Source organism: Moorena producens PAL-8-15-08-1, from assembly GCF_001767235.1.
Taxonomy (GTDB): Bacteria; Cyanobacteriota; Cyanobacteriia; order Cyanobacteriales; family Coleofasciculaceae; genus Moorena; species Moorena producens_A.
Map to the genome: position 1 here is coordinate 8807271 of NZ_CP017599.1, position 18779 is coordinate 8826049.

At 45.0% G+C, this 18779-nt stretch carries 18 protein-coding genes; 10 read left to right on the plus strand and 8 right to left on the minus strand.

Annotated elements, in window-relative coordinates; genetic code table 11:
- The first annotated feature begins 873 nt into the window (after positions 1–873).
- Positions 874–1392: a hypothetical protein gene (locus tag BJP34_RS44985; protein WP_070395874.1), complete on the plus strand. Its 519-nt coding sequence runs from the start codon at positions 874–876 to the stop codon at positions 1390–1392.
- Here the strand turns inward: BJP34_RS44985 and BJP34_RS32355 are convergent.
- From BJP34_RS32355 to BJP34_RS32370, 6 genes are all read right to left on the minus strand, one after another.
- On the minus strand, positions 1359–2756 hold the full coding sequence (locus tag BJP34_RS32355) for a glycosyltransferase family 4 protein (RefSeq protein WP_229424131.1): 1398 nt from the start codon (positions 2754–2756) through the stop codon (positions 1359–1361). The two genes, BJP34_RS44985 and BJP34_RS32355, sit on opposite strands and share 34 nt — an antisense overlap.
- Positions 2686–2844, minus strand: coding sequence for a hypothetical protein (locus BJP34_RS44990; protein ID WP_158517588.1), 159 nt, complete (start codon positions 2842–2844; stop codon positions 2686–2688). The genes BJP34_RS32355 and BJP34_RS44990 overlap by 71 nt, the downstream gene beginning before the upstream one ends.
- A 256-nt stretch (positions 2845–3100) precedes the next feature.
- Complete coding sequence (locus tag BJP34_RS44995) at positions 3101–3280, minus strand: hypothetical protein (RefSeq protein WP_158517589.1); 180 nt, start codon at positions 3278–3280, stop codon at positions 3101–3103.
- Between the two features lie 202 nt (positions 3281–3482).
- Positions 3483–4559, minus strand: a complete 1077-nt coding sequence (locus BJP34_RS32360) for a glycosyltransferase family 4 protein (RefSeq protein WP_070395876.1) — start codon at positions 4557–4559, stop codon at positions 3483–3485.
- A gap of 49 nt (positions 4560–4608) precedes the next feature.
- Positions 4609–5019, minus strand: coding sequence for a hypothetical protein (locus BJP34_RS32365; protein ID WP_070395877.1), 411 nt, complete (start codon positions 5017–5019; stop codon positions 4609–4611).
- A 243-nt stretch (positions 5020–5262) separates the two neighbouring features.
- A complete protein-coding gene (locus tag BJP34_RS32370) occupies positions 5263–6804 on the minus strand; it encodes a hypothetical protein (protein WP_070395878.1) in 1542 nt (513 codons plus the stop codon).
- Between the two features lie 450 nt (positions 6805–7254).
- Here BJP34_RS32370 and BJP34_RS45000 point away from each other — a divergent pair, with 450 nt between their 5' ends.
- The 4 genes from BJP34_RS45000 (at position 7255) to BJP34_RS32385 (ending at position 14099) form a co-directional block, all read left to right on the plus strand.
- Positions 7255–7407, plus strand: a complete 153-nt coding sequence (locus tag BJP34_RS45000) for a hypothetical protein (RefSeq protein ID WP_158517590.1) — start codon at positions 7255–7257, stop codon at positions 7405–7407.
- 941 nt (positions 7408–8348) lie between these two features.
- Entirely contained in the window at positions 8349–8657 is a 309-nt protein-coding gene (locus tag BJP34_RS45005) for a hypothetical protein (RefSeq protein ID WP_158517591.1), read from the plus strand.
- 125 nt (positions 8658–8782) lie between these two features.
- Entirely contained in the window at positions 8783–11161 is a 2379-nt protein-coding gene (locus BJP34_RS32380) for an SLBB domain-containing protein (protein ID WP_202972045.1), read from the plus strand.
- Positions 11162–11843: 682 nt separating this feature from the next.
- Positions 11844–14099 carry a GumC family protein gene (locus BJP34_RS32385; protein WP_229424132.1) on the plus strand — a complete coding sequence of 752 codons (2256 nt, stop codon included), beginning with the start codon at positions 11844–11846 and terminating at the stop codon, positions 14097–14099.
- Here the strand turns inward: BJP34_RS32385 and BJP34_RS45010 are convergent.
- Entirely contained in the window at positions 14039–14314 is a 276-nt protein-coding gene (locus BJP34_RS45010; RefSeq protein ID WP_158517592.1) for a hypothetical protein, read from the minus strand. The genes BJP34_RS32385 and BJP34_RS45010 overlap by 61 nt on opposite strands.
- Before the next feature lie 87 nt (positions 14315–14401).
- Between BJP34_RS45010 and BJP34_RS45015 the strand changes: the two genes are divergently transcribed.
- From BJP34_RS45015 to BJP34_RS32395, 3 genes are all read left to right on the plus strand, one after another.
- Entirely contained in the window at positions 14402–14563 is a 162-nt protein-coding gene (locus BJP34_RS45015) for a hypothetical protein (protein WP_158517593.1), read from the plus strand.
- Complete coding sequence (locus BJP34_RS32390) at positions 14490–15959, plus strand: metallophosphoesterase family protein (protein ID WP_229424499.1); 1470 nt, start codon at positions 14490–14492, stop codon at positions 15957–15959. The genes BJP34_RS45015 and BJP34_RS32390 overlap by 74 nt, the downstream gene beginning before the upstream one ends.
- A 62-nt stretch (positions 15960–16021) precedes the next feature.
- Complete coding sequence (locus BJP34_RS32395) at positions 16022–16534, plus strand: hypothetical protein (RefSeq protein WP_070395881.1); 513 nt, start codon at positions 16022–16024, stop codon at positions 16532–16534.
- Positions 16535–16680: 146 nt separating this feature from the next.
- Here BJP34_RS32395 and BJP34_RS32400 read toward each other — a convergent pair whose 3' ends face one another.
- Positions 16681–16965 carry a hypothetical protein gene (locus tag BJP34_RS32400; protein ID WP_158517594.1) on the minus strand — a complete coding sequence of 95 codons (285 nt, stop codon included), beginning with the start codon at positions 16963–16965 and terminating at the stop codon, positions 16681–16683.
- A gap of 76 nt (positions 16966–17041) precedes the next feature.
- Here BJP34_RS32400 and BJP34_RS49725 point away from each other — a divergent pair, with 76 nt between their 5' ends.
- Positions 17042–17173, plus strand: a complete 132-nt coding sequence (locus tag BJP34_RS49725; RefSeq protein WP_267876423.1) for a hypothetical protein — start codon at positions 17042–17044, stop codon at positions 17171–17173.
- 311 nt (positions 17174–17484) lie between these two features.
- Positions 17485–18774, plus strand: a complete 1290-nt coding sequence (locus BJP34_RS32405) for an RNA-guided endonuclease InsQ/TnpB family protein (protein ID WP_083305462.1) — start codon at positions 17485–17487, stop codon at positions 18772–18774.
- Positions 18775–18779 lie beyond the last annotated feature (5 nt).

The window sequence follows — 18779 nt, forward strand, 5'->3', positions numbered from 1 at the left end:
TTCTTAGTAACCTAGAGCTTTCAGGATAATTTACTAAATTTATGTAATATAGCATTGATTATATATCGCTACGCATTAAGCTTAGGACATTGATACAAGCAGCAAAAGCTGTTGTAGTAAACTTTTGCCTTTTGCCTCTTGCCTTCCCCTCCTGGGAGGGGTTAGGGGTGGGTTCCTCTGGGTGCATCTCATATTTGTAAAAAAGTTGCGTAGGGTGTGTTAGGGGGGGCCTCATTTTCCGCCTCGTAGCCAGGGTTTAGACAGCCCGCCCCGTAACGCACCACCTTGTCAAACAACAAAAATGAGATGCACCCGTTCCTCTTGCCTTTTGCCTTTTGCCTTTTGCCTTTTGCCTCTTGCCTTTTGCCCTTGGGCGTAGCCCTATACCTATGAGCTAAAGTCTTTATTGGCGAAGATTACGCTGATTGCATTTAAGACCTTATTAATTCTGACCTTTCGCTTAAAAGGATCAGCAAAATACCTCATAATTAGAATAATTGATATAATTATTGAGAGAAAATTGTTTAATCTTTACTTGAATTTTATTAAAAAGTAATTCCGGTGAATAATACTATCAAAAAACAGCCCATAAGTCAACATCATGGGGAGTAGGGAGTAGGGAGTAGGGAGCAGGGAACAGGCAAGAGGCAAGAGGCAAGAGGCAAGAGGCAAGAGGCAAAAAATCCTGTTTACCTGATCAGGCGATATAGCAGTTATTGCATTTATGAGCTAGACTTATAAACCTCAAAGTCCCCCTTGTTAAGGGGGATTTAGGGGGATCCCTTTGTACCTCATGGGAAATAGCCCCAGTAGAGTGGCCATCCTGCCCGCCCGAAAAGATATTGACACTGGCAAGATGCCAGTTCTACCAAGATGCCAGTTCTACCAAGATGCCAGTTCTACCAAGATGCCAGTTCTACCAAGATGCCAGTTCTACCAAGATGCCAGTTCTACCAAGATGCCAGTTCCACCAAGATGCCACTGGCCATCCTCCCCCCCCGAAAAGATATTGAAACTGGCAAGATGCCAGTTCTACCAAGATGCCAGTTCTACCAAGATGCCAGTTCTACCAAGATGCCACTGGCCATCCTCCCCCCCCGAAAAGATATTGACACTGGCAAGATGCCAGTTCCACGCAAGATGCCAGTTCTACCAAGATGCCAGTTCTACCAAGATGCCAGTTCTACCAAGATGCCACTGGCCATCCTCCCCCCCCGAAAAGATATTGACACTGGCAAGATGCCAGTTCTACCAAGATGCCCATTCCCCATCTCCCCATCTCCCCATCTCCCCATCTCCCCATCTCCCCCATCTCCCCACACCCCACACCCCACACCCCACACCCTACTCCCTACTCCCTACTCCCCACTCAAGGCTTCACAAAGAACCTGATCGTACTGTTTAGCAATCACCTCAGGGGTAAAATTCTCTAATAAATACTCACGACCAGCCTGACCTAGGGACTTGACTAACGCCTGATTAGCGGCCAGAGAGCGGATATAGTCAGCCAGACCTTGGCTGTCTCCATTCACGAAGCTGGCACCGCACTTAGCCTTGGCGATCAGCTCAGTTAAGTATGCCTCCCGAGAGCAAATCACCGTCACCGGAACCCCAGCCGCTAACGCGGAGTAGAGTTTGCTAGGAGCCACTAAGGTTTCCATACCAGGCATCACACTGACTAAGGAGAGATCGCAAGCGGTTAAGGAGTAGGGCAGCACCTCTTTGTCTTGGTAGGGCAAAAACAGAAAATTAGTTAAGCCTAAGCGCTTCACGTCCTCTATTAAGGCTTCTCGCTTCGCGCCACTACCAATACAGACAAACTGAATCGGTTCGTCTTTCAGTAATTTAGCAGTCTCAAGAATCGTGTCGATATCATGGCAGCGCCCCATATTACCAGAGTAAAGCACCGTAAACTTATTCACTAAGTTGTGCTTCTGGGCAAACCAGTTATCTGGCTTGGGCAGTGGTACAATCACATCTGGGTTAGCCCAACTGTGAATCACCGCCACCTTGTTAGCTAGTTTAGGACAAGTATTTATCACTCGTTGCTTCATGGCTGAACTGAGCACAATAATTGCCTCCGCTTTACGCCAAACCCGACGATTGAGACCTCTCCAAAATCGAGCCAAGGGATGATTGTGACCAATCACTCCTAATTCTACAGCAATGTCTGGATAGAAATCGTAAATTAGGCAAACATAGCGCATACCAAAAATCTTACGAGCCAGGTAAGCAACCACAGGGAAAAACGGTGGCGCAGTCGTTAATAACACCAAATTACGACGACGACAGTTTTTAACTAAGTGCAAAAACGCTCGCACAGCAAAAATTAAGCCATTCATAGCCTTGCCACGAATGTGCTGAGGCCACAGTTGAGACGCACGCGATCGCTTAATTTGTATTTTTCCCAACTTCTCATACATTGGTGCAGTGGCAGTCTCAAAGGCATAGCCTGGTTGCCCAGTAAACACCTTAATATCCATACCTTGTTTGCCCAATTGCATCACCAACTCTTGAATAAGCTGGCCAGTAGCCGCATAGTCAGGAGGAAAAAACTGAGTTAGTACAGACAGCCGCAGAGACTCCTCACTAACTGTATTTGTTGGTAAGCAGTCTTTAATTGGGTTTGATATTTTTAGTTGTTTAATTAAAACCATAGGTCCACTGATAGTCTTTTCAATTGTTTTAGGGAACAGGGAACAGGGAACAGGGAATAGGCAAGAGGCAAGAGGCAAGAGGCAAGAGGCAAGAGGCAAGAGTTGCGTAGGGTGCGTTAGGGACGGGGGAGCCCTGATTTTCTCGGTAGCTTAAGAAAATCCGTCCCGTAACGCACCATTGGATCAAACAGCTTTTAGCAGATGCACCCAGTTGCGTAGGGTGCGTTAGGGACGGGGGAGCCCTGATTTTCTCGGTAGCTTAAGAAAATCCGTCCCGTAACGCACCACTGGATCAAACAGCTTTTAGCAGATGCACCCAGTTGCGTAGGGTGCGTTAGGGACGGGGGAGCCCTGATTTTCTCGGTAGCTTAAGAAAATCCGTCCCGTAACGCACCACTGGATCAAACAGCTTTTAGCAGATGCACCCAGTTGCGTAGGGTGCGTTAAGGACGGGGGAGCCCTGATTTTCTCGGTAGCTTAGGACAATCCGTCCCGTAACGCACCACTTTTGTTCTAGGGAGTAGGGAGTAGGGAATCGGGAATCGGGAATCGGGAATCGGGAGTGTGGAGAGGGGGCGCGCGGAGATGGCGCGCGGAGTATGGGGAGATGGCCAGATGGCCATCTCCCCAGCCATCCTTAAAATTCAGATGTAATAAGATCTGTAGCAATTCTCGTACTGATCACGTACAAATAATTTTTTCCCGACTCCCGCCTTCTCAGCGCTATTCTCTCCTTATTAAGACTCCTTCCTTCTCAGCGCTATTCCCCCCTTACTAAGGGGGGTTAGGGGGGATCCCCACTCCCTGCTCCCTACTCCCCACTCCCTACTCCCCACTTCCTACTCCCTGCTCCATGGAAGAGCCATCAACAGACTCCCATGCTCTCCAACTGACCAATCCCAGTAAAATTGTTGTACTACCAACAATTACCGGACTGCGAGGAAACTGAACACAAACTAGCGCTAAACTGCCAACCCATAAGGTCAGGGCGTAAATCACTAACACCGTTAGTCGATGAGACAAACCTGTTTTTAATAAACGATGATGGAGATGCCGTTGATCCGCTTGGAAAGGTGAGCTACCATGATATAATCTCAGGATAATCACCGCAGACATATCTAAAAGGGGTTCTGCTAAGACCAGCAAGGGTAAGAGCACTGTGGTAGCTACGGCACTTTTCACCAATCCCATCACACTGAGGCTAGCGACAGTGAAACCGATGAAGTAGGAGCCACCATCTCCCATAAAAATTTGGGCTGGATTGAAGTTATAGTACAAAAATCCTAATAAACTCCCCACTAATGCGGCACTAATTAGTGCTGCCTCAGTTTCCCCCATGAACAAACTGAGCAGGAAAATCATCACCCCAGCAATCCCAGCCACTCCTGAAGCCAAGCCATCCAGTCCATCAATCCAGTTTATGGCGTTGACAACCCCTGTTAGCCAGAAGACCGTCAGCGGTAAGCTCAGCCATCCTAAGTGTAATATTCCCACTCCTGGCAAACTAACAACGCTAATCCCCAGCCCCATTTCCCAAGCGACACTAGCCACTCCCGCTTGCAGTAACAAGCGCGTTAAGGGCGATAAACTCACCAAGTCGTCGGTGACGCCAATCAAGAAAAAGCAGAAACTGCCGAGAACAACTGCCCAAACCTCTGAAGAAACGCCAGGGGGAAAATCAGCCAACCCTCCTAGACTCCATACTAAAAACAGAGCCAGTAAGGTGCCAGCAGCAATAGAAATTCCCCCTAAACGCACCATTGGTTGTCGATGCACTTTACGCTCGGCTGGTAAATCTGTGTACTGATACTTGATGGCAGCCGCTTTAACTATCGGAATAGTATTGAAAACAATTAAAGCGGCAACAATGAAGGCAACTACATAATATCCAGAGGAAACCATGGTGCAATGGCGTAAAAATTACCAGCTCTCAGAACTAAGATTTACCGATTTATGGAAGGACAGGTGGCTCAGGAAGAGTTTCCACAAGGTCAGCAGCTTCAGCTAGTAAAGTGCCTAAGTCTGGACAACCAGACGCCGCACAAGCTTCTATATCGTCGAAAAGGGTTTGAGCAGTGTTGAAAAAATCAGTATAATCGTCCACTGCTTGTTCAACTCCTTCGCGAAATGCCTGGCGGCGTTGCTGGCGGGCTTGCTGGCGTTGCTCGCGGAATTCCTGGCGAGCCCGAGCCCGAATAATGTCTTCTATGATACCGGTAATATCTGACTGGTTAACCTGAGCCAAAAGAACTTCTGACGACTCATTAGCACCAGCAGGAAAAACTGGAGTTAATCCTAGCGCCAAAGTAGTGATTGCCATAATACTGGCAGTTTTAGTTTTAATTGAGGGAATCAGTTTCATGATTTACTTCTGTGAATTTACCTCGGTATAACCTGTTCGCTGGGTGCATCTCATATTTGAAAAGTTTGCTAGTGGTGCTTCAGGGGGGCTTGCCCTGATTTGTCGCCTCCTAGCTAGCGTTGAGACAGCCCGCCCGAAAATTGTAACGGGCAAGATGCCCGTTCCACCCACCGAGCCAAACAGCAAAAATGAGATGCATCCTGTGAGCTTGCCTTAACGGCAGTTGAGACCTAAACCAGAATCTTAGAAGATCAGATCCAGCAGAGAGATAACATCTCCCACTGAGCCACCAACACCCATAACAAAACGGGCTCCATCCCCTGCACCAGTAATATCTCTGACGGCGGGAGTAATTACGATAGGGATATTTTTAAACGGGGCAATGGATGCACCGATGGTTAAATCTTGTCCCGTCCACTCCGTAATTACATTTAGCCACGGCAGCACTCCCACACCTACACCACCAAAGACACCAAAACCATTTTCCCCATTCAATACTTTTTCTTCACTGCGAAACCGACCTGTACCAGCGCCCACAGTAACTACTGCTACACCAAAAGGTTTATCAATGTTATCTCTAAGGCGAAGCACCTTGGTAACTGCCCCATAGTAAGTATCTTGGACATCAACTGCTCCATCGTTTCCTACTTCAATGATCCCTTCTCCCCCTACAGCAACACCCCATCCCCGATCAAATTGAGTGTGTAGTTTAGCATTGACAGCTCCACTTCCAAAGGCTCGGCTACCACCAAAGCTATTCATGCTATAGGAAATCTGTAAACCCACTGACTCTTTAGCGTCTCCAACACCAAAGCCAAATCCTAAGGTTCCATCCGAACCATTTCCAAGCAAACCACCCTGACCACCGCTATAGCGGGTGCGAGATTGAAAACCAGCACCAATAAAGCCTTGGAACTTATCAGCTCCAAATCCGGAGGGATTAGCAAGGCTAAATCCTGGAAAAGCTGTACGAGGCTTACGTGACTCAGTGGCTAATCGGTATAACTCTAGTCTCTTTTTGTACTCGCGGAGTTTCTCTTGAATGTCTGGCGGAATTGGGGAAGCATTTGGAGATTCAGAGGCGTTAGTGGCGTCACTGGCGTCACTAGCATCACTAGATTGAGACACTTGAGAAACTAGTGTGCTTGATAGTGATCGTCTGCTTTTTCTCAAGCCCCCTAAATCCCCCAGCGAGGGATTGCTAGCTGGGGGACTTAGTGATCGTCTGGTTTTGGTCAAGCCCCCTAAATCCCCCAACTTTGGGGGACTTTCAGAGTTTTGTTCCCCCCAGAATTGGGGGGCTAGGGGGGCGGAATCATACCCAGAATCAGCAACGCCAGAAAAACCGCTTGCGGTAGAGGTTAATCTTCCTGGAGTTATACCAGTTTCAGTGGTGACCTTAGCAACCGAGTTAACTGGATAATTAACTGGATAGTTAACCTGATTACCACCAACTAGTCCAGCTCCCAAGACTGGAGTACCTACCTTAGAGATGGCACCGAGGTGGTTAACTCCTTCTGGACTAGTTTTAATCTCACGGTCAGTAGTACTGAGCCCCACAGGAGTTGCTCCTAGCAGTACCTTTACCGATGGACTCTTAACAGTAGGATTAACAGTAGAAACAGAGGTTCCTAAATCCTTGTACTTAGAGTATGAATTAGAGGCAGCGCGGTCTTGGGGCTTCCCCCCATCAGGGACTGCCGCAGTTGCTGAAGCTTGACCCCCGATAAACCAAGGAGTTAACACCGCAAAACTATAGGTTGCAAGTTTGGAAATGTGAATCATGCCTTAAGCTGACTCTGAATTTTAGTGTCAGTCCGTAACGTTTAAATAATATAGGTGTGGTATAGCGTACTCCCAGAAAAAAGATGCAGGAATTAACCTAAGATGCACTCAAAACTTGTTAATAGAACGGAGCCGATTAGTTAGTGACTACAAGAGAATAGTTTATCCTCTTAGCTGATCAATAATCAACTCGATTTAGTTCTCGTATCACTTCTACTAACCTTGAAATTAAAATCAGGATTTATTTAAAATCCTTGTTATTTTTATCAATTATTTTATTGATAGAAAAGTATTTTTTTTAATTTATACCTCTAATAGTTATAGTTTTTATATAAATTTTTCTAGTTGTTTAGGGAGGAAAATGGAGAGTTCAGAGGCTGTAAAGTATGTAACAAAAACTTTAAAAGACTTGATAAGTAAGTAAAAAACTATATAGCGTTTATCTTAGCTATGAGGTACAGATGTTTTTTCCCTCTTCCCTATTCTATCTTTGCTATTTACTGCTCCCTGCTCCCTGCTCCCTGCTCCCTGCTCCCTAAAACCCAGAAATTTGTACCTCATGGGTATAATAATTGCTATATTTATTTGAACGCTATCAAATAAAAAAAAGGAACAGGGAGCAGGGAGAAAATCCAGTGTATCTCACTTGTAATCAAAATTGCTATATTTATTTGAACGCTATCAAATAAAAAAAGGGAGTAGGTAGCTAAGAGGTTGTCTGAGAAGTCCCATTTGCTACATCCAAGCCCCCTCCCCATCTGTAAAAAAGCGAAGCATCCGCTAATTCCCCCCAAGCGAGGGATTGCTCGCTTGGGGGGTTAGGGGGGCGGGGGACTTTAGAAGCAAATTGACTCTTCCCCCAAAGTTGGGGGGCTAGGGGGGCAAAATTCAGTATCAAAAAACTTGGGAGATATCCTCTAAGGCCGTGAGCCACGCTTACTGGCAGAGCCAGACCCTGTGCGAACGGGAAGGGAGTAGGGGGGAGCATGTCACTTACGCAGAACATTTGTACGCTTATCTAGGTAATGGGTAATAGGTAATGGGTAATAGGTAATAGGGGGAGCATGTCACTTATGCAGAATATTTGTACTAAATATATAGCCCCCTCATGGGTTTAAGCTTGCGCTAATGGGACATAGTACTAATGTTTCAGCAACGCAAGACCTGCTCCCGAGTAGGAAGCAGCAATGCATGGCTGCATGCCTGAATTTTCCTTTAAAAAGATCAGCAATTTCGGTCACTCGTGATCAGAATTGCTATATTCTCGCTGATGAAAATTGGCTCCCTGGGGTTATCGTCTCCTTTCTACTAACCTTAAGGATAACCTCAGGATTTCTTTAAATTAAGGGAGCAGTTAAAACCGAAGTAATTTTATCAATTGGTAGTCATCGTTAAAAATGAAGTTAATATGAAGTTTTAAATTCACGATTACCTTCACATTTTTTATTCACATTTACAATGGTAAATCCAAGAGAAATCATACCTTGAAATTTTCGAAAGGTAACAGCGGATCTGGGAACTTCCGAGTGTGGAGAGATGGAAAGATGGGGAGATGGGGAGATGCACCTTTTCCTACTCCCTACGGGTGCATCTCAGTTTTGCAATTAGGCAAAAATTCGGGAGAAAATTCCCAAACTCCCCACACTCCCCACACTCCCCACACTTCTGAGACTTGCGATCTTTTTTACAAATATGAGATGCACCCCTCCCTACTCCCTACTCCCTACTCCCTACTCCCTACTCCCTACTCCCTACTCCCTACTCCCTGTTCCCTACTCCAAAAGAATTCTGTAGGGAATAATCCTGATAATTACCCTAAGAACAGTATTAAGGATAGAGGTCAATTAAGTTAGTTTCCTGCTCCCTACTCCCTACTCCCTACTCCCTAAAATCCAGAACTTAGAAAAACTTTACTGACAAAATTTTAAACGTGCTTAGTCCAAAAATTGGAGTTTGTTGAAGTCCATCAAATAATCCCATGTTTAAAGCCTTAGTACTGATTCCCGTGTCAGCCGCCGCTAGCTATTGTATAGGGTATGGGCTGAGTAATAATTGGAATTACAACGATCATCCTATTCTCCAACTGATTTCTGCTGATCAATCAAGATTAAATCTCGGCAATCTCGAAAATCTCGGCAATCTCGGCAATCTCGGCAATCTCGGCAATCTCGGCAATCTCGGAAAAAACGATACCAATCCCCAAGAGTCACAAACTATTCCTGCACCACAACGGTTTCCTAAGGGAAAGTTTTCCCAGACCCGGTCTCAGTTAGACCGAGGTAAGTCATGGCCAAGCTCACTAGCTATTCCCGGAAAAACCGTTAGCCCACAAACCGTTGCAACCATTAAACCACCCCCCCTGCCTCCACCCCTTCCTAGGGTAACGGCTAGTCCGGCAGATATAGTACTACCGATTAAAATCCTACCGAGCAAAAAACTACGGATTGACCAAATTGTGGCTCGTTCCGTTGGCAGTGATTTGATCAAAATGCCATGGGAAACCGTGGAGCCACCTCCAGTAAAGGTACCCAAAAAACCGCCAGCTGAGAGGATTGCCACCATCCCTAAGGTGAAAAAACTAAGCAAATCAAAGGTGGTAGCAAAGGCCAACACTACCAATCGACCTGTGATGAAATTAACCTTTAGCTCAGACCTGAGGTTAGTTAATGGTTCATTTTTCGAGATTTCTAATCAACCACAGGATTATCCCGAGCTAATCGTTGCCGATGCCAACTTAGCTGCTCCTGGGAAGTTAGCTATGCTTACCTTCAGGGAATCACTGCCTAATGCTGAACAGGCCAGGGACATTGTACTTGCTTCGGCTATTGCTGAATCGACCATTGCTGAATTGGCTATTGCTCAATCTACACTAACACCGTCCCCAGGTCAGTCTTCTGAAGGTCAGTCCACAGAGATCCAACCTCTACCCACCTTTGAGCAACCTACCCAGACCCTACCATCCCCCCCAGGTCAGTCCACAGAGATCCAACCTCTACCCACCTTTGAGCAACCTATTGAAACAATACCATTTCCCAGTCTTCCTGACCTTACCACTCCTGCACCTCCTGTAGAGTCATTTAGCCCTGTGATCGACCAGACCTATACCCTTGGTGCAGGGGATGTGATTCTAATTACTATTTTCAGGGTTCCGGAGTTTAGTGGCCAACAACAGGTTGGTGTGGATGGCTCTCTCAAGTTGCCCTTAGTGGGGAAACTGACCGTTGAGGGCATGACCTTAGAAGAAGCAGAATTTGCGATCGCAACTAAATATCAATCGGAATTGCGCTCTCCTGCCATCACCGTTAGTTTACTCCAAGCCCGCCCGTTACAAATCGCTATTTCCGGGGAAATTAAAAAACCAGGCTCCTATGTTTTACCCTTAATCAATAATACCCAGTTTCCCAGTATCGCTCAAGCGGTGCAGCTGGCTGGGGGGATGACCCAATCGGCAGATTTAGAGGCAGTCGAAATTCGGCGTACTCAACCTTCTGGTATCACCGATAGGATTAGGGTTAATCTCTCACAACTGCTGCAAGCTGGTGATTTGAGTCAAAACCTGATTTTGCGGGATGGGGATGTAATTATGATTCCAGCCACCACTGAGGTGGACTTAGCCAAAACCGCTCAACTCGCAGCATCTAATCTAGCGAGCACTGACGCCATATCTGATGTGGCGGTGGTGGGGGAAGTGTTTCGACCAGGAGCTTACCGCCTAGGAGGAGGACAAAACCTAGCAGGAGGAGAAAACGGCGCTAGTCGCCCCACCGTTACTCAAGCGATTCAAACCGCTGGCGGGATTAAACCCTCTGCTAATGTGCGACAAATTCAAGTGCGTCGTCCTACTCGCAATGGCACAGAACAGCTGATTAACATTAACCTCTGGAAATTATTACAAGAAGGAGACCTCAGCCAAGATTTGGCCTTGCAAAGGGGAGACACAGTGATTATTCCTGCTGTCACAGAAATCACTGCCGCAGAAGCTGCTCAAATTGCCTCCACTAACCTTTCTCCAAATATAATTCGCGTCAATGTTTCCGGAGAAGTTAAACAACCAGGAACAGTGGAAATCCCATCGAATACCACCCTTAATGAAGCCTTGCTTTCGGTAGGCGGGTTTAATGAGCGCTCAGAAGAAGTGGTGGAGCTAATTCGTTTTAATCCTGATGGTAGCCTAACCCGACGGGAAATCCAAGTCAATTTAAAGCAAGGACTTAATGACGAAACTAACCCTCTGCTATGGAACAACGATATTATCCTTGCTGGTCGCTCCCGCTCCGCCAGAATCACTGATACCCTCTCCAATATTCTCGGCCCAGTTTTACAAATTGTGCCTGCCTTACGTTTGTTGTTGGATTAGTATAGCGAGGGAACAGGGAATAGGGAATAGGGAATAGGGAATAGGGAGCAGGGAGCAGGGAGCAGGGAGCAGAAAATTTTTATTATTTATAGGTTCAATTTTTTTTTATTAACACTTAATTAGAGCGTTTTTCATAACTATAAGGTAAGCATTCAGCATTCAGCATTCAGCATTCAGCTATTAGCTATCAGTTATAAGCTGATACCAAATCCTGTTACCATACCACCCTTATCCCCATAATCCTATATTCATGTCATCAAAAGATTTGGTGGATTTTTATAAAGGGGTTTTGACAATCGGATTGGGTATTATGCACTACGGGCACGCTATTTGAATAAAATAAGCTGACGGCTGACAACTGACGGCTGAATGCTTACACTATAAGCTACACAGTATTTTTCCCTACTCCCTACTCCCTACTCCCTACTCCCTACTCCCTACTCCCTACTCCCTACTCCCTACTTCTGACTTGCGCTACCAACCAACTCTTATCTAGTCAACTTTTATATAGCGTTTATAGGACTCATGAGGTACACATTATTTTTTACCTCTTCCCACTTCCGACTTCACTATTCCCTGCTCCGAAGTCCCTGCTCCCTGCTCCCTAAAAACCATAAATTTGTACCTCACAAGTCGTAGAATTGCTATAGCATCTCTTTAATTAAACTGGAAACAAAACGCAATGATTAATAATATTTCTCCCTCTCCTCTGCCAGTTGCCAGTAATAACGGTAACTTTCCCCCTTTACCTCAAGGGTCACCATGGTTAGAACCAGACGATAGTGAATGGGATTTGCGCCTTTGGCTTACGGTGCTGGAACGGCGAGGACTAGTCATTGTCGGGGTAGCAGTGACAGGAATGTCCTTCATCATCCCGCAGACTTTAAATCAGGAGCCAATTTACGAAAGCAAATTTCAGATTTTAGTAGAGCCGGTTAATGCTGACAATGACTTAGGGAATTTCACGTCTTTTTTAGGAGACCAAGACCTTAAATCTGGTTTAGACTACGAAACCCAAATTCAAGTTCTGCGTAGTCCTGAGCTAATGGAAAAAGTGCTCGCAGAACTCCAGAAACCCTATCCCGAAATTGATTATGATTCCTTAATGGAGGATTTAACAATCACTCGCTTAGGGGAAACTAAGATTTTAGAAATCAGTTACCAGGGAAAAGATCAGGATCAGATCCTGACTGTTTTAGACCAATTAGCCAAGGTATACCTGGAGTACTCCCTGGAAGAGCGCCAGACTAACTTAAAGCTAGGGATTCAATTCGTTGAAAACCAGTTACCATCCTTACAAACCAGGGTAAATCAACTGCAAAACCAATTACAAATCTTTCGAGAGCGATATCAGTTTACTGACCCGGAAAGCCAAGCTCAACTAATCGCTTCTCAAATGACCACCTTGAAGCAGCAAAATTTAGCCCTTGAACAAGAATTAGTTCAAGCCCGTTCCTATCTTGGTTCTCTACAAGACGAAACGGGAGCCTTGGCGGCTCTTGGTGAGGCTCCACTCTATCAGCAAATCATTGGTCAGTTAAGAACTGTAGAAACCCAAATCGCTGGGGAATTAACTCGCTTCCAACCCCAAAGCACGGCGATTCAACTTCTCCAAACTCAACGGCAAAACCTGCTCCCGATCCTAGAGCAAGAAGCAGAGCGAGTGTTAAACTCCAAATTCGCAGAAGGTGTAACTGAGGTACAAAGGCTTGAAACCCAACGTCAAACCTTATTTGTGGCTCAACAACAGCTAGACCAACAGGCTCAACAAATACCTGCTTTAGTCAGACGATACACCGACTTACAGCGAGAAATACAAATTGCTACGGAGGGGTTAAACCGTTTTCGCTCTACCAAGGAAACCTTGCGAATTCAAGCTGCCCAAACCGAGATTCCTTGGGAAGTCATTGAAGCCCCAGTTCGGGCAGAGAATCCCATCTCTCCTAATATCCCACGTAATCTAACCTTGGGAGCTGTAGCTACTATTCTAGTAGGCATTGGTTTTGCTTTGGTTTTAGAACGATTAGATAACGTTTATCACACTCTCGACGAACTAAAACAACAAACCAAACTGCCTGTGTTAGGGACTATCCCTATTAATAAAAAACTACCAGGAGCCCCAAGTACTAACTCCCTAGAAAAAGTAGGACGTTTCTTCTCTAAACCGTTTACCTGGATAATACCAGGTTTCAGGAAAAAATTAACCGCTTACAGCTATGGTGGGGACGCCCAATTTTCACACTTTTTGGAAGCCATACGAGTACTCAATACCAATATTCAATTACTGAGTTCAGACCGCCCAATCCATTCTGTGGCCATCAGTTCATCTATGCCTGGGGATGGTAAGTCAACCATTGCGCTTTTCCTGGCTCAAACAGCGGCAGCCATGGGAAAAAAGGTGTTACTAGTGGATGCGGATATGCGTAAACCCCAAGTTCATACCAGATTGCAATTACCCAACGAGTTGGGATTAAGTAATTTAATTGCCCAAACCCGATCCCCTGAACAGGTAATTAACGACGAGTTACCTATACCTGGCTTATCAGTCCTCACCGCAGGCAAAATTCCTCCAGACCCTACCAAACTACTCTCTTCCGAGAAAATGAAAGGATTGATCAAATATTTTGAGGATATATTCGACCTGGTGATTTATGATACTCCCCCAGTTTTGGGATTAGCAGATACTACCTTGCTTACTCCTAAAACCGATGGATTGATTCTGGTAACTCGCATTGAAAAAACAGACCGCTTTGCTCTGACCCAAGCTCTTGATAATCTTAAACTGTCTCGAGTTAACGTTTTAGGGATTGTTGCTAATGGTGTTCAAGGTGACGCTAATAGCCCTTACGGTTACTACAAATATGGTTACGGAAACAATCACAAAGAACAGGATTGGGAGGAGGAGGAAGAGAACCTGACATCGACATTGTCCAAGTAAAAGGGAATAGGGAATAGGGAATAGGGAGTAGGGAGTAGGGAGTAGGGAGCAGGGAGTAGGGAGTAGGGAGCAGGGAGCAGGGAGCAGGGAGTAGGGAGTAGGGAGCAGGGATTAGGGAGTAGGGAGCAGGGAGCAGGGAGCAGGGAGTAGGGAGCAGGGAGCAGTAGGAAAGATTTTGGAGGAGTTTTTGGTGTTATGAAAAAGCGATGCAGCAATATTGTTAATCACCTATTTATAAATGTTATAGTTTGCGACTTATGAAATAAGTCTACAGTAATTAACTACACAAAATTATTTGCCTTTTGCCTTTTGCCTTTTGCCTTTTGCCTTTTGCCTATTCCCGACTCCCGACTCCCGACTCCCGACTCCCTGTTCCCTGTTCCCTGTTCCCTGTTCCCTGTTCCCTGTTCCCTACTCCCTACTCCCTACTCCCTACTCCCTACTCCCCACTCCCTACTCCCTAAAAAAAAATCTACCTCACCTATTTTAAACATGCTATATGACCCACCTATTGCTACTAAAATCGCTACCATCAACCAGTGCTTATGCTGGGGTAATACTGGGATTATTAAGGAGGGAATTGACCAAACTCAGTTAGTCCTTGATGATGGAGAAAATGAACGTCCAGACTTTTCCTTTCTAGTGATTGGGGATACGGATTCAGACACGGAATATGGACGGAAGCTGCAAACACAAATCGCTCAAGAATTACGGGAGCACATTGATACTTGTCGCTTTACCTTACACACAGGAGATCTGGTTTATCCCTTTGGATCGGGTGAGTTTTATCTGGAGAAATTTATTACATTCTACCGAGAGGTTTTCGGTATTAGGAGTCCTGTCAAGAAAACTGACACTACTCGACTAGTCTTTAATCACCCGATTTTCCCTGTACCAGGAAATCATGATTACTATGACCTGACGTTTCTGCCCAGATTATTTGCTCAGTTAAGTTTACCTGTACGCCGTTGGTTAAAATCTAAGTTAGGGTTGACCCTAGGTTGGGAGAGTTCTTACCAAGGCAAAGCCTATGCTCACGCTTTTCTTGATTGTTTGAATCAGCCTCACAAGCGCCGTAATTTAGCTGAGTACCTCAACCAACACTATACGGCCAAGACCGAAACCGGAAGATGCCTGCGCTACCAACCTGGTCACTTTACCCGCCTACCTAATCGCTACTATACCTTTAGATATGGCGGCATTGACTTTTTTGCCCTTGATTCCAATACCTTTTGTAGTTCTGACTCTTCCTCTAAACCTAAGGCTGGTCCTGACCGAGAGCAACTAGACTGGTTACAGCAACGGTTAATTGATTCTTGGCATGATCCTCAGGTAAGGGGACGAGTGATCTATCTTCATCACTCTCCCTATTCAACGGAAACAAGTCGATGGGAGCAGCCAGATGCGATCGCAGTTCGTGGCCATTTACGCCAAGTATTGGATCAGGTGGCTGCTGCTATTGGTTCCCTACCCGAAAAACGGCCACTGGTAGATTTAATCTTAAGTGGACACGCCCATTGCTTTGAGCATTTGCGTACCTTTGATACTAAACATGCTGACTCCCATTTAAATTGGCTGGTCTGTGGCGGAAGTGGTGCTAGTTTGCGGCATCAGCGCAAAGATGGGGTTGAAGTGATGGAAATTAGTGGGGGAGGTTATGTTCAAATGGTGGCGCGATCGCTTTTATTTATCGGGCGCAAAGGTAAAGGCAGAACAGCCCGCTCTACTCATACGTTCCTACGGATTGATGTACATAACGGTGTGCCCCCTAAGTTTGTAATTCGGCCATTTATAGTTGAGAAACTCAAGAATAAGTGGAGTAGTAGTGCTATCAAACCCTTTGTGATCCAGAATCTGTAAACACTATGGAATTCAGAACTGCTATATTATAATGCGTTGATAGTCATAGGCCATAACAACAAATGAGTAAACTGCGCAACATACTAATGGGTGCTGGTATAGCAGCAGTCGGTGCGGTCGGAACTAAAATGGCTGTGGATTATTTCCGCAACCGTGATCAAGAAGAAGAGAGGGACGAAAGTGAAGGTGACGCAGAAGCTACCTCTCCCCAAGAAGTTGCCTACGCTATCGTACAAGACAGTTCTGTGCAAAACTTCTTGGATGTTAGCTTTGGAGCTCCTGGTCGTTATGTCCCCACTCGTGCCCCTAAAGTATTCGACTATCAAGACCAACAATATATGGTCATTTGGGCTTACGACAATCAGAAAGAAAAAAACCAAATGTTGGCATTCATCTATACCGATGAGGGTCGTAAGATGGTAGCTAGCGTGGGATATACTGCTGACGCAACGGATTACAATATCAATTTAGACACCACACCTTTCGCTGTTGAAGTGAATGGGGAACAAATTACCTCCGGTCAAGATCAAACTGACGGAGCTGATGAAGTGGATTTTGTCCTAGCTGGTGCTTAAATCGGATTTTTGATTGGATAATCTCTGAATACTAAAAGCGATCGCTTGTCTAGGGTGATAAGCGATCGCTTTTATTTAAAGCTAAACTCTCATGATCTATAGCAATTGTCATGAGGAGTGAGGTAAACAGGATGGGAGCATGTCACTTATGCAGCAACATTAGTACTAAGGTAATAGGTAATGGGTAATAGGTAATAGGTAATGGGTAATAGGTAATGGGTAATAGGTAATGGGTAATAGGTAATGGGTAATAGGTAATGGGTAATGGGTAATAGGTAATGGGTAATAGGTAATGGGTAATAGGTAATGGGTAATGGGTAATGGGTAATAGGTAATGGGTAATGGGTAATGGGTAATGGGTAATGGGTAATAGGTAATGGGTAATAGGTAATGGGTAATGGGTAATAGGTAATAGGTCTGAAGGGGAGCATGTCCTGGATGAATATTTGTACATTATCTATAGCCCCCTCATGGGATTTTTGCTTGCTCTACTGGAAAATAGTACTAATGTTTAAGCATTGCAAGACCTGCTCCCAACAGGATTGTTTACCACTCCCTACTCCCTACTCCCTACTCCCTACTCCCTGCTCCCTAAAACCCAGAACGAAAGTACTGACCCAATTGAAAACAGAGAAATAACAAGCGAGAGTTAGCCACCCAATAAATTAGGTGGCCGGGGAGCGTACCGGGATTCCCATACGGCTATCGTGTCATGGAAGCTGTTTTGTCCTCCCTAGGGTTTCCAGGAACTCAGAAAGGCTTAAACCAGAATCTTTAGCCATTTCTTTTAATCCATTCCAAGCCGTCTCTGTAGTCATGACACTATAGGATTTTTTTCGCACACCATGTCAACTCGGTCTTCCAACTTTTATCTTAGTTTTTTATAACATTTGCTTGACCCCTTAATTTCTAGGCTATATAATTAGAATAGCCTAAAATATCGATAGAATATGTACGGTTGTCAGCAACATTTAATAGCTACGACACCTGAAAACCAAGGGGTTATAGAATTCATCTGTTCAGAAGCAAATAAGTTGACCAATTGCGGGTTATATTATTGCCGTCAAATGCTATTCAAAACTGGCAAATACCTCAATAATTCCGAGTTGGACAAAATAATGAAAACCAACATTCACTTCAAGGCAATGAGATCCGCTTGTGCCCAACAAACATTACACGGAGTTATTGAGTCTTTTAAATCTTACAAAGCCCTCAAGAAGTTATATGACAAAGGGCAATTAGCGGATAAACCTAGAGTTCCGAAGTACCGCAAGAAGGGAGGTCTGGCTGTAGTTAGTTATCCCGCTCGGTGGGTGAAGTTAGTAAAAGGCCAACTCAAGTTTACTTTAGGAAAGCAGATCAAAGCCTGGTTTGGTATTGACCACTTTTTACTACCAATGCCATCTAATATCGATTTCAAATCAATCAAGGAATATCGCTTTGTCCCAAGGAATGGTTGCTTTTACCTGGAATTTGTATATGAAAGACCAAGCCCTGAACCAGTGCTACAGACGAACAATGTCCTAGGCATAGATCCAGGTCTCAATAACTGGCTAACTTGTGTCTCTAACTTGGGAAAGTCTTTCATTATAGATGGCAAAAAAGTTAAATCACAAAACCAGTGGTACAACAAACGTGTAGCTGCGATCAAGAAAGGAAAATCTCAAGACTACTGGGATGAGCGATTGGCTTCTTTGACCGAGAAGCGCAATCGGCAAATGCGTGACAACGTGAACAAGGTGGCTAGATTTATTATTAATTGGTGTCAAAGAAACCAAATTAGTACAATAGTCTTTGGCTGGAACAAGCGTAATAAAGACAGTATCAATATTGGCAAAAAGAATAATCAGCAGTTTGTACAGATCCCTACCGCTAAATTAAAGAATCGAATTGAGCAACTGTGTGTCGAGTACGGAATCAAATTTGTTGAAACCGAAGAAAGTTATACGAGTAAAGCCAGCTTTTTAGATCGCGACTTCCTACCTGTACTTGGCGAGAAACCTAAGGGGTGGGTAGCAAGCGGCAAGAGAGTTTTGCGTGGACTTTATCGCTCTGGAAAAGGCGAATTAATCAATGCCGACTGCAACGGAGCTTGCAATATTTTAAGAAAAGTAGCGACACAACTAGGGTTTCCCCTAGTCGAGGTCGGTAGAGCAGTTTTGAACCTGCCACAACGATACAGATTAGACTCACTATCTAGATCCTATCGTGAAGCGTCACGCAGAGGTGCGACCCCGTAATTAAA

What these genes read in the sequence shown, in the direction of transcription:
- BJP34_RS32395 (WP_070395881.1), top strand. Translation starts at nt 16,022, where the DNA reads ATGAGTAAACTGCGCAACATACTAATGGGTGCTGGTATAGCAGCAGTC.
- BJP34_RS45000 (WP_158517590.1), top strand. Translation starts at nt 7,255, where the DNA reads ATGAGGTACAGATGTTTTTTCCCTCTTCCCTATTCTATCTTTGCTATT.
- BJP34_RS45005 (WP_158517591.1), top strand. Translation starts at nt 8,349, where the DNA reads ATGGGGAGATGGGGAGATGCACCTTTTCCTACTCCCTACGGGTGCATC.
- BJP34_RS49725 (WP_267876423.1), top strand. Translation starts at nt 17,042, where the DNA reads ATGTTTAAGCATTGCAAGACCTGCTCCCAACAGGATTGTTTACCACTC.
- BJP34_RS32380 (WP_202972045.1), top strand. Translation starts at nt 8,783, where the DNA reads ATGTTTAAAGCCTTAGTACTGATTCCCGTGTCAGCCGCCGCTAGCTAT.
- BJP34_RS32405 (WP_083305462.1), top strand. Translation starts at nt 17,485, where the DNA reads ATGTACGGTTGTCAGCAACATTTAATAGCTACGACACCTGAAAACCAA.
- BJP34_RS32370 (WP_070395878.1), bottom strand. Translation starts at nt 6,804, where the DNA reads ATGATTCACATTTCCAAACTTGCAACCTATAGTTTTGCGGTGTTAACT.
- BJP34_RS32360 (WP_070395876.1), bottom strand. Translation starts at nt 4,559, where the DNA reads ATGGTTTCCTCTGGATATTATGTAGTTGCCTTCATTGTTGCCGCTTTA.
- BJP34_RS44995 (WP_158517589.1), bottom strand. Translation starts at nt 3,280, where the DNA reads ATGGCCATCTGGCCATCTCCCCATACTCCGCGCGCCATCTCCGCGCGC.
- BJP34_RS44985 (WP_070395874.1), top strand. Translation starts at nt 874, where the DNA reads ATGCCAGTTCTACCAAGATGCCAGTTCTACCAAGATGCCAGTTCTACC.
- BJP34_RS32365 (WP_070395877.1), bottom strand. Translation starts at nt 5,019, where the DNA reads ATGAAACTGATTCCCTCAATTAAAACTAAAACTGCCAGTATTATGGCA.
- BJP34_RS32385 (WP_229424132.1), top strand. Translation starts at nt 11,844, where the DNA reads ATGATTAATAATATTTCTCCCTCTCCTCTGCCAGTTGCCAGTAATAAC.
- BJP34_RS32400 (WP_158517594.1), bottom strand. Translation starts at nt 16,965, where the DNA reads ATGCTCCCCTTCAGACCTATTACCTATTACCCATTACCCATTACCTAT.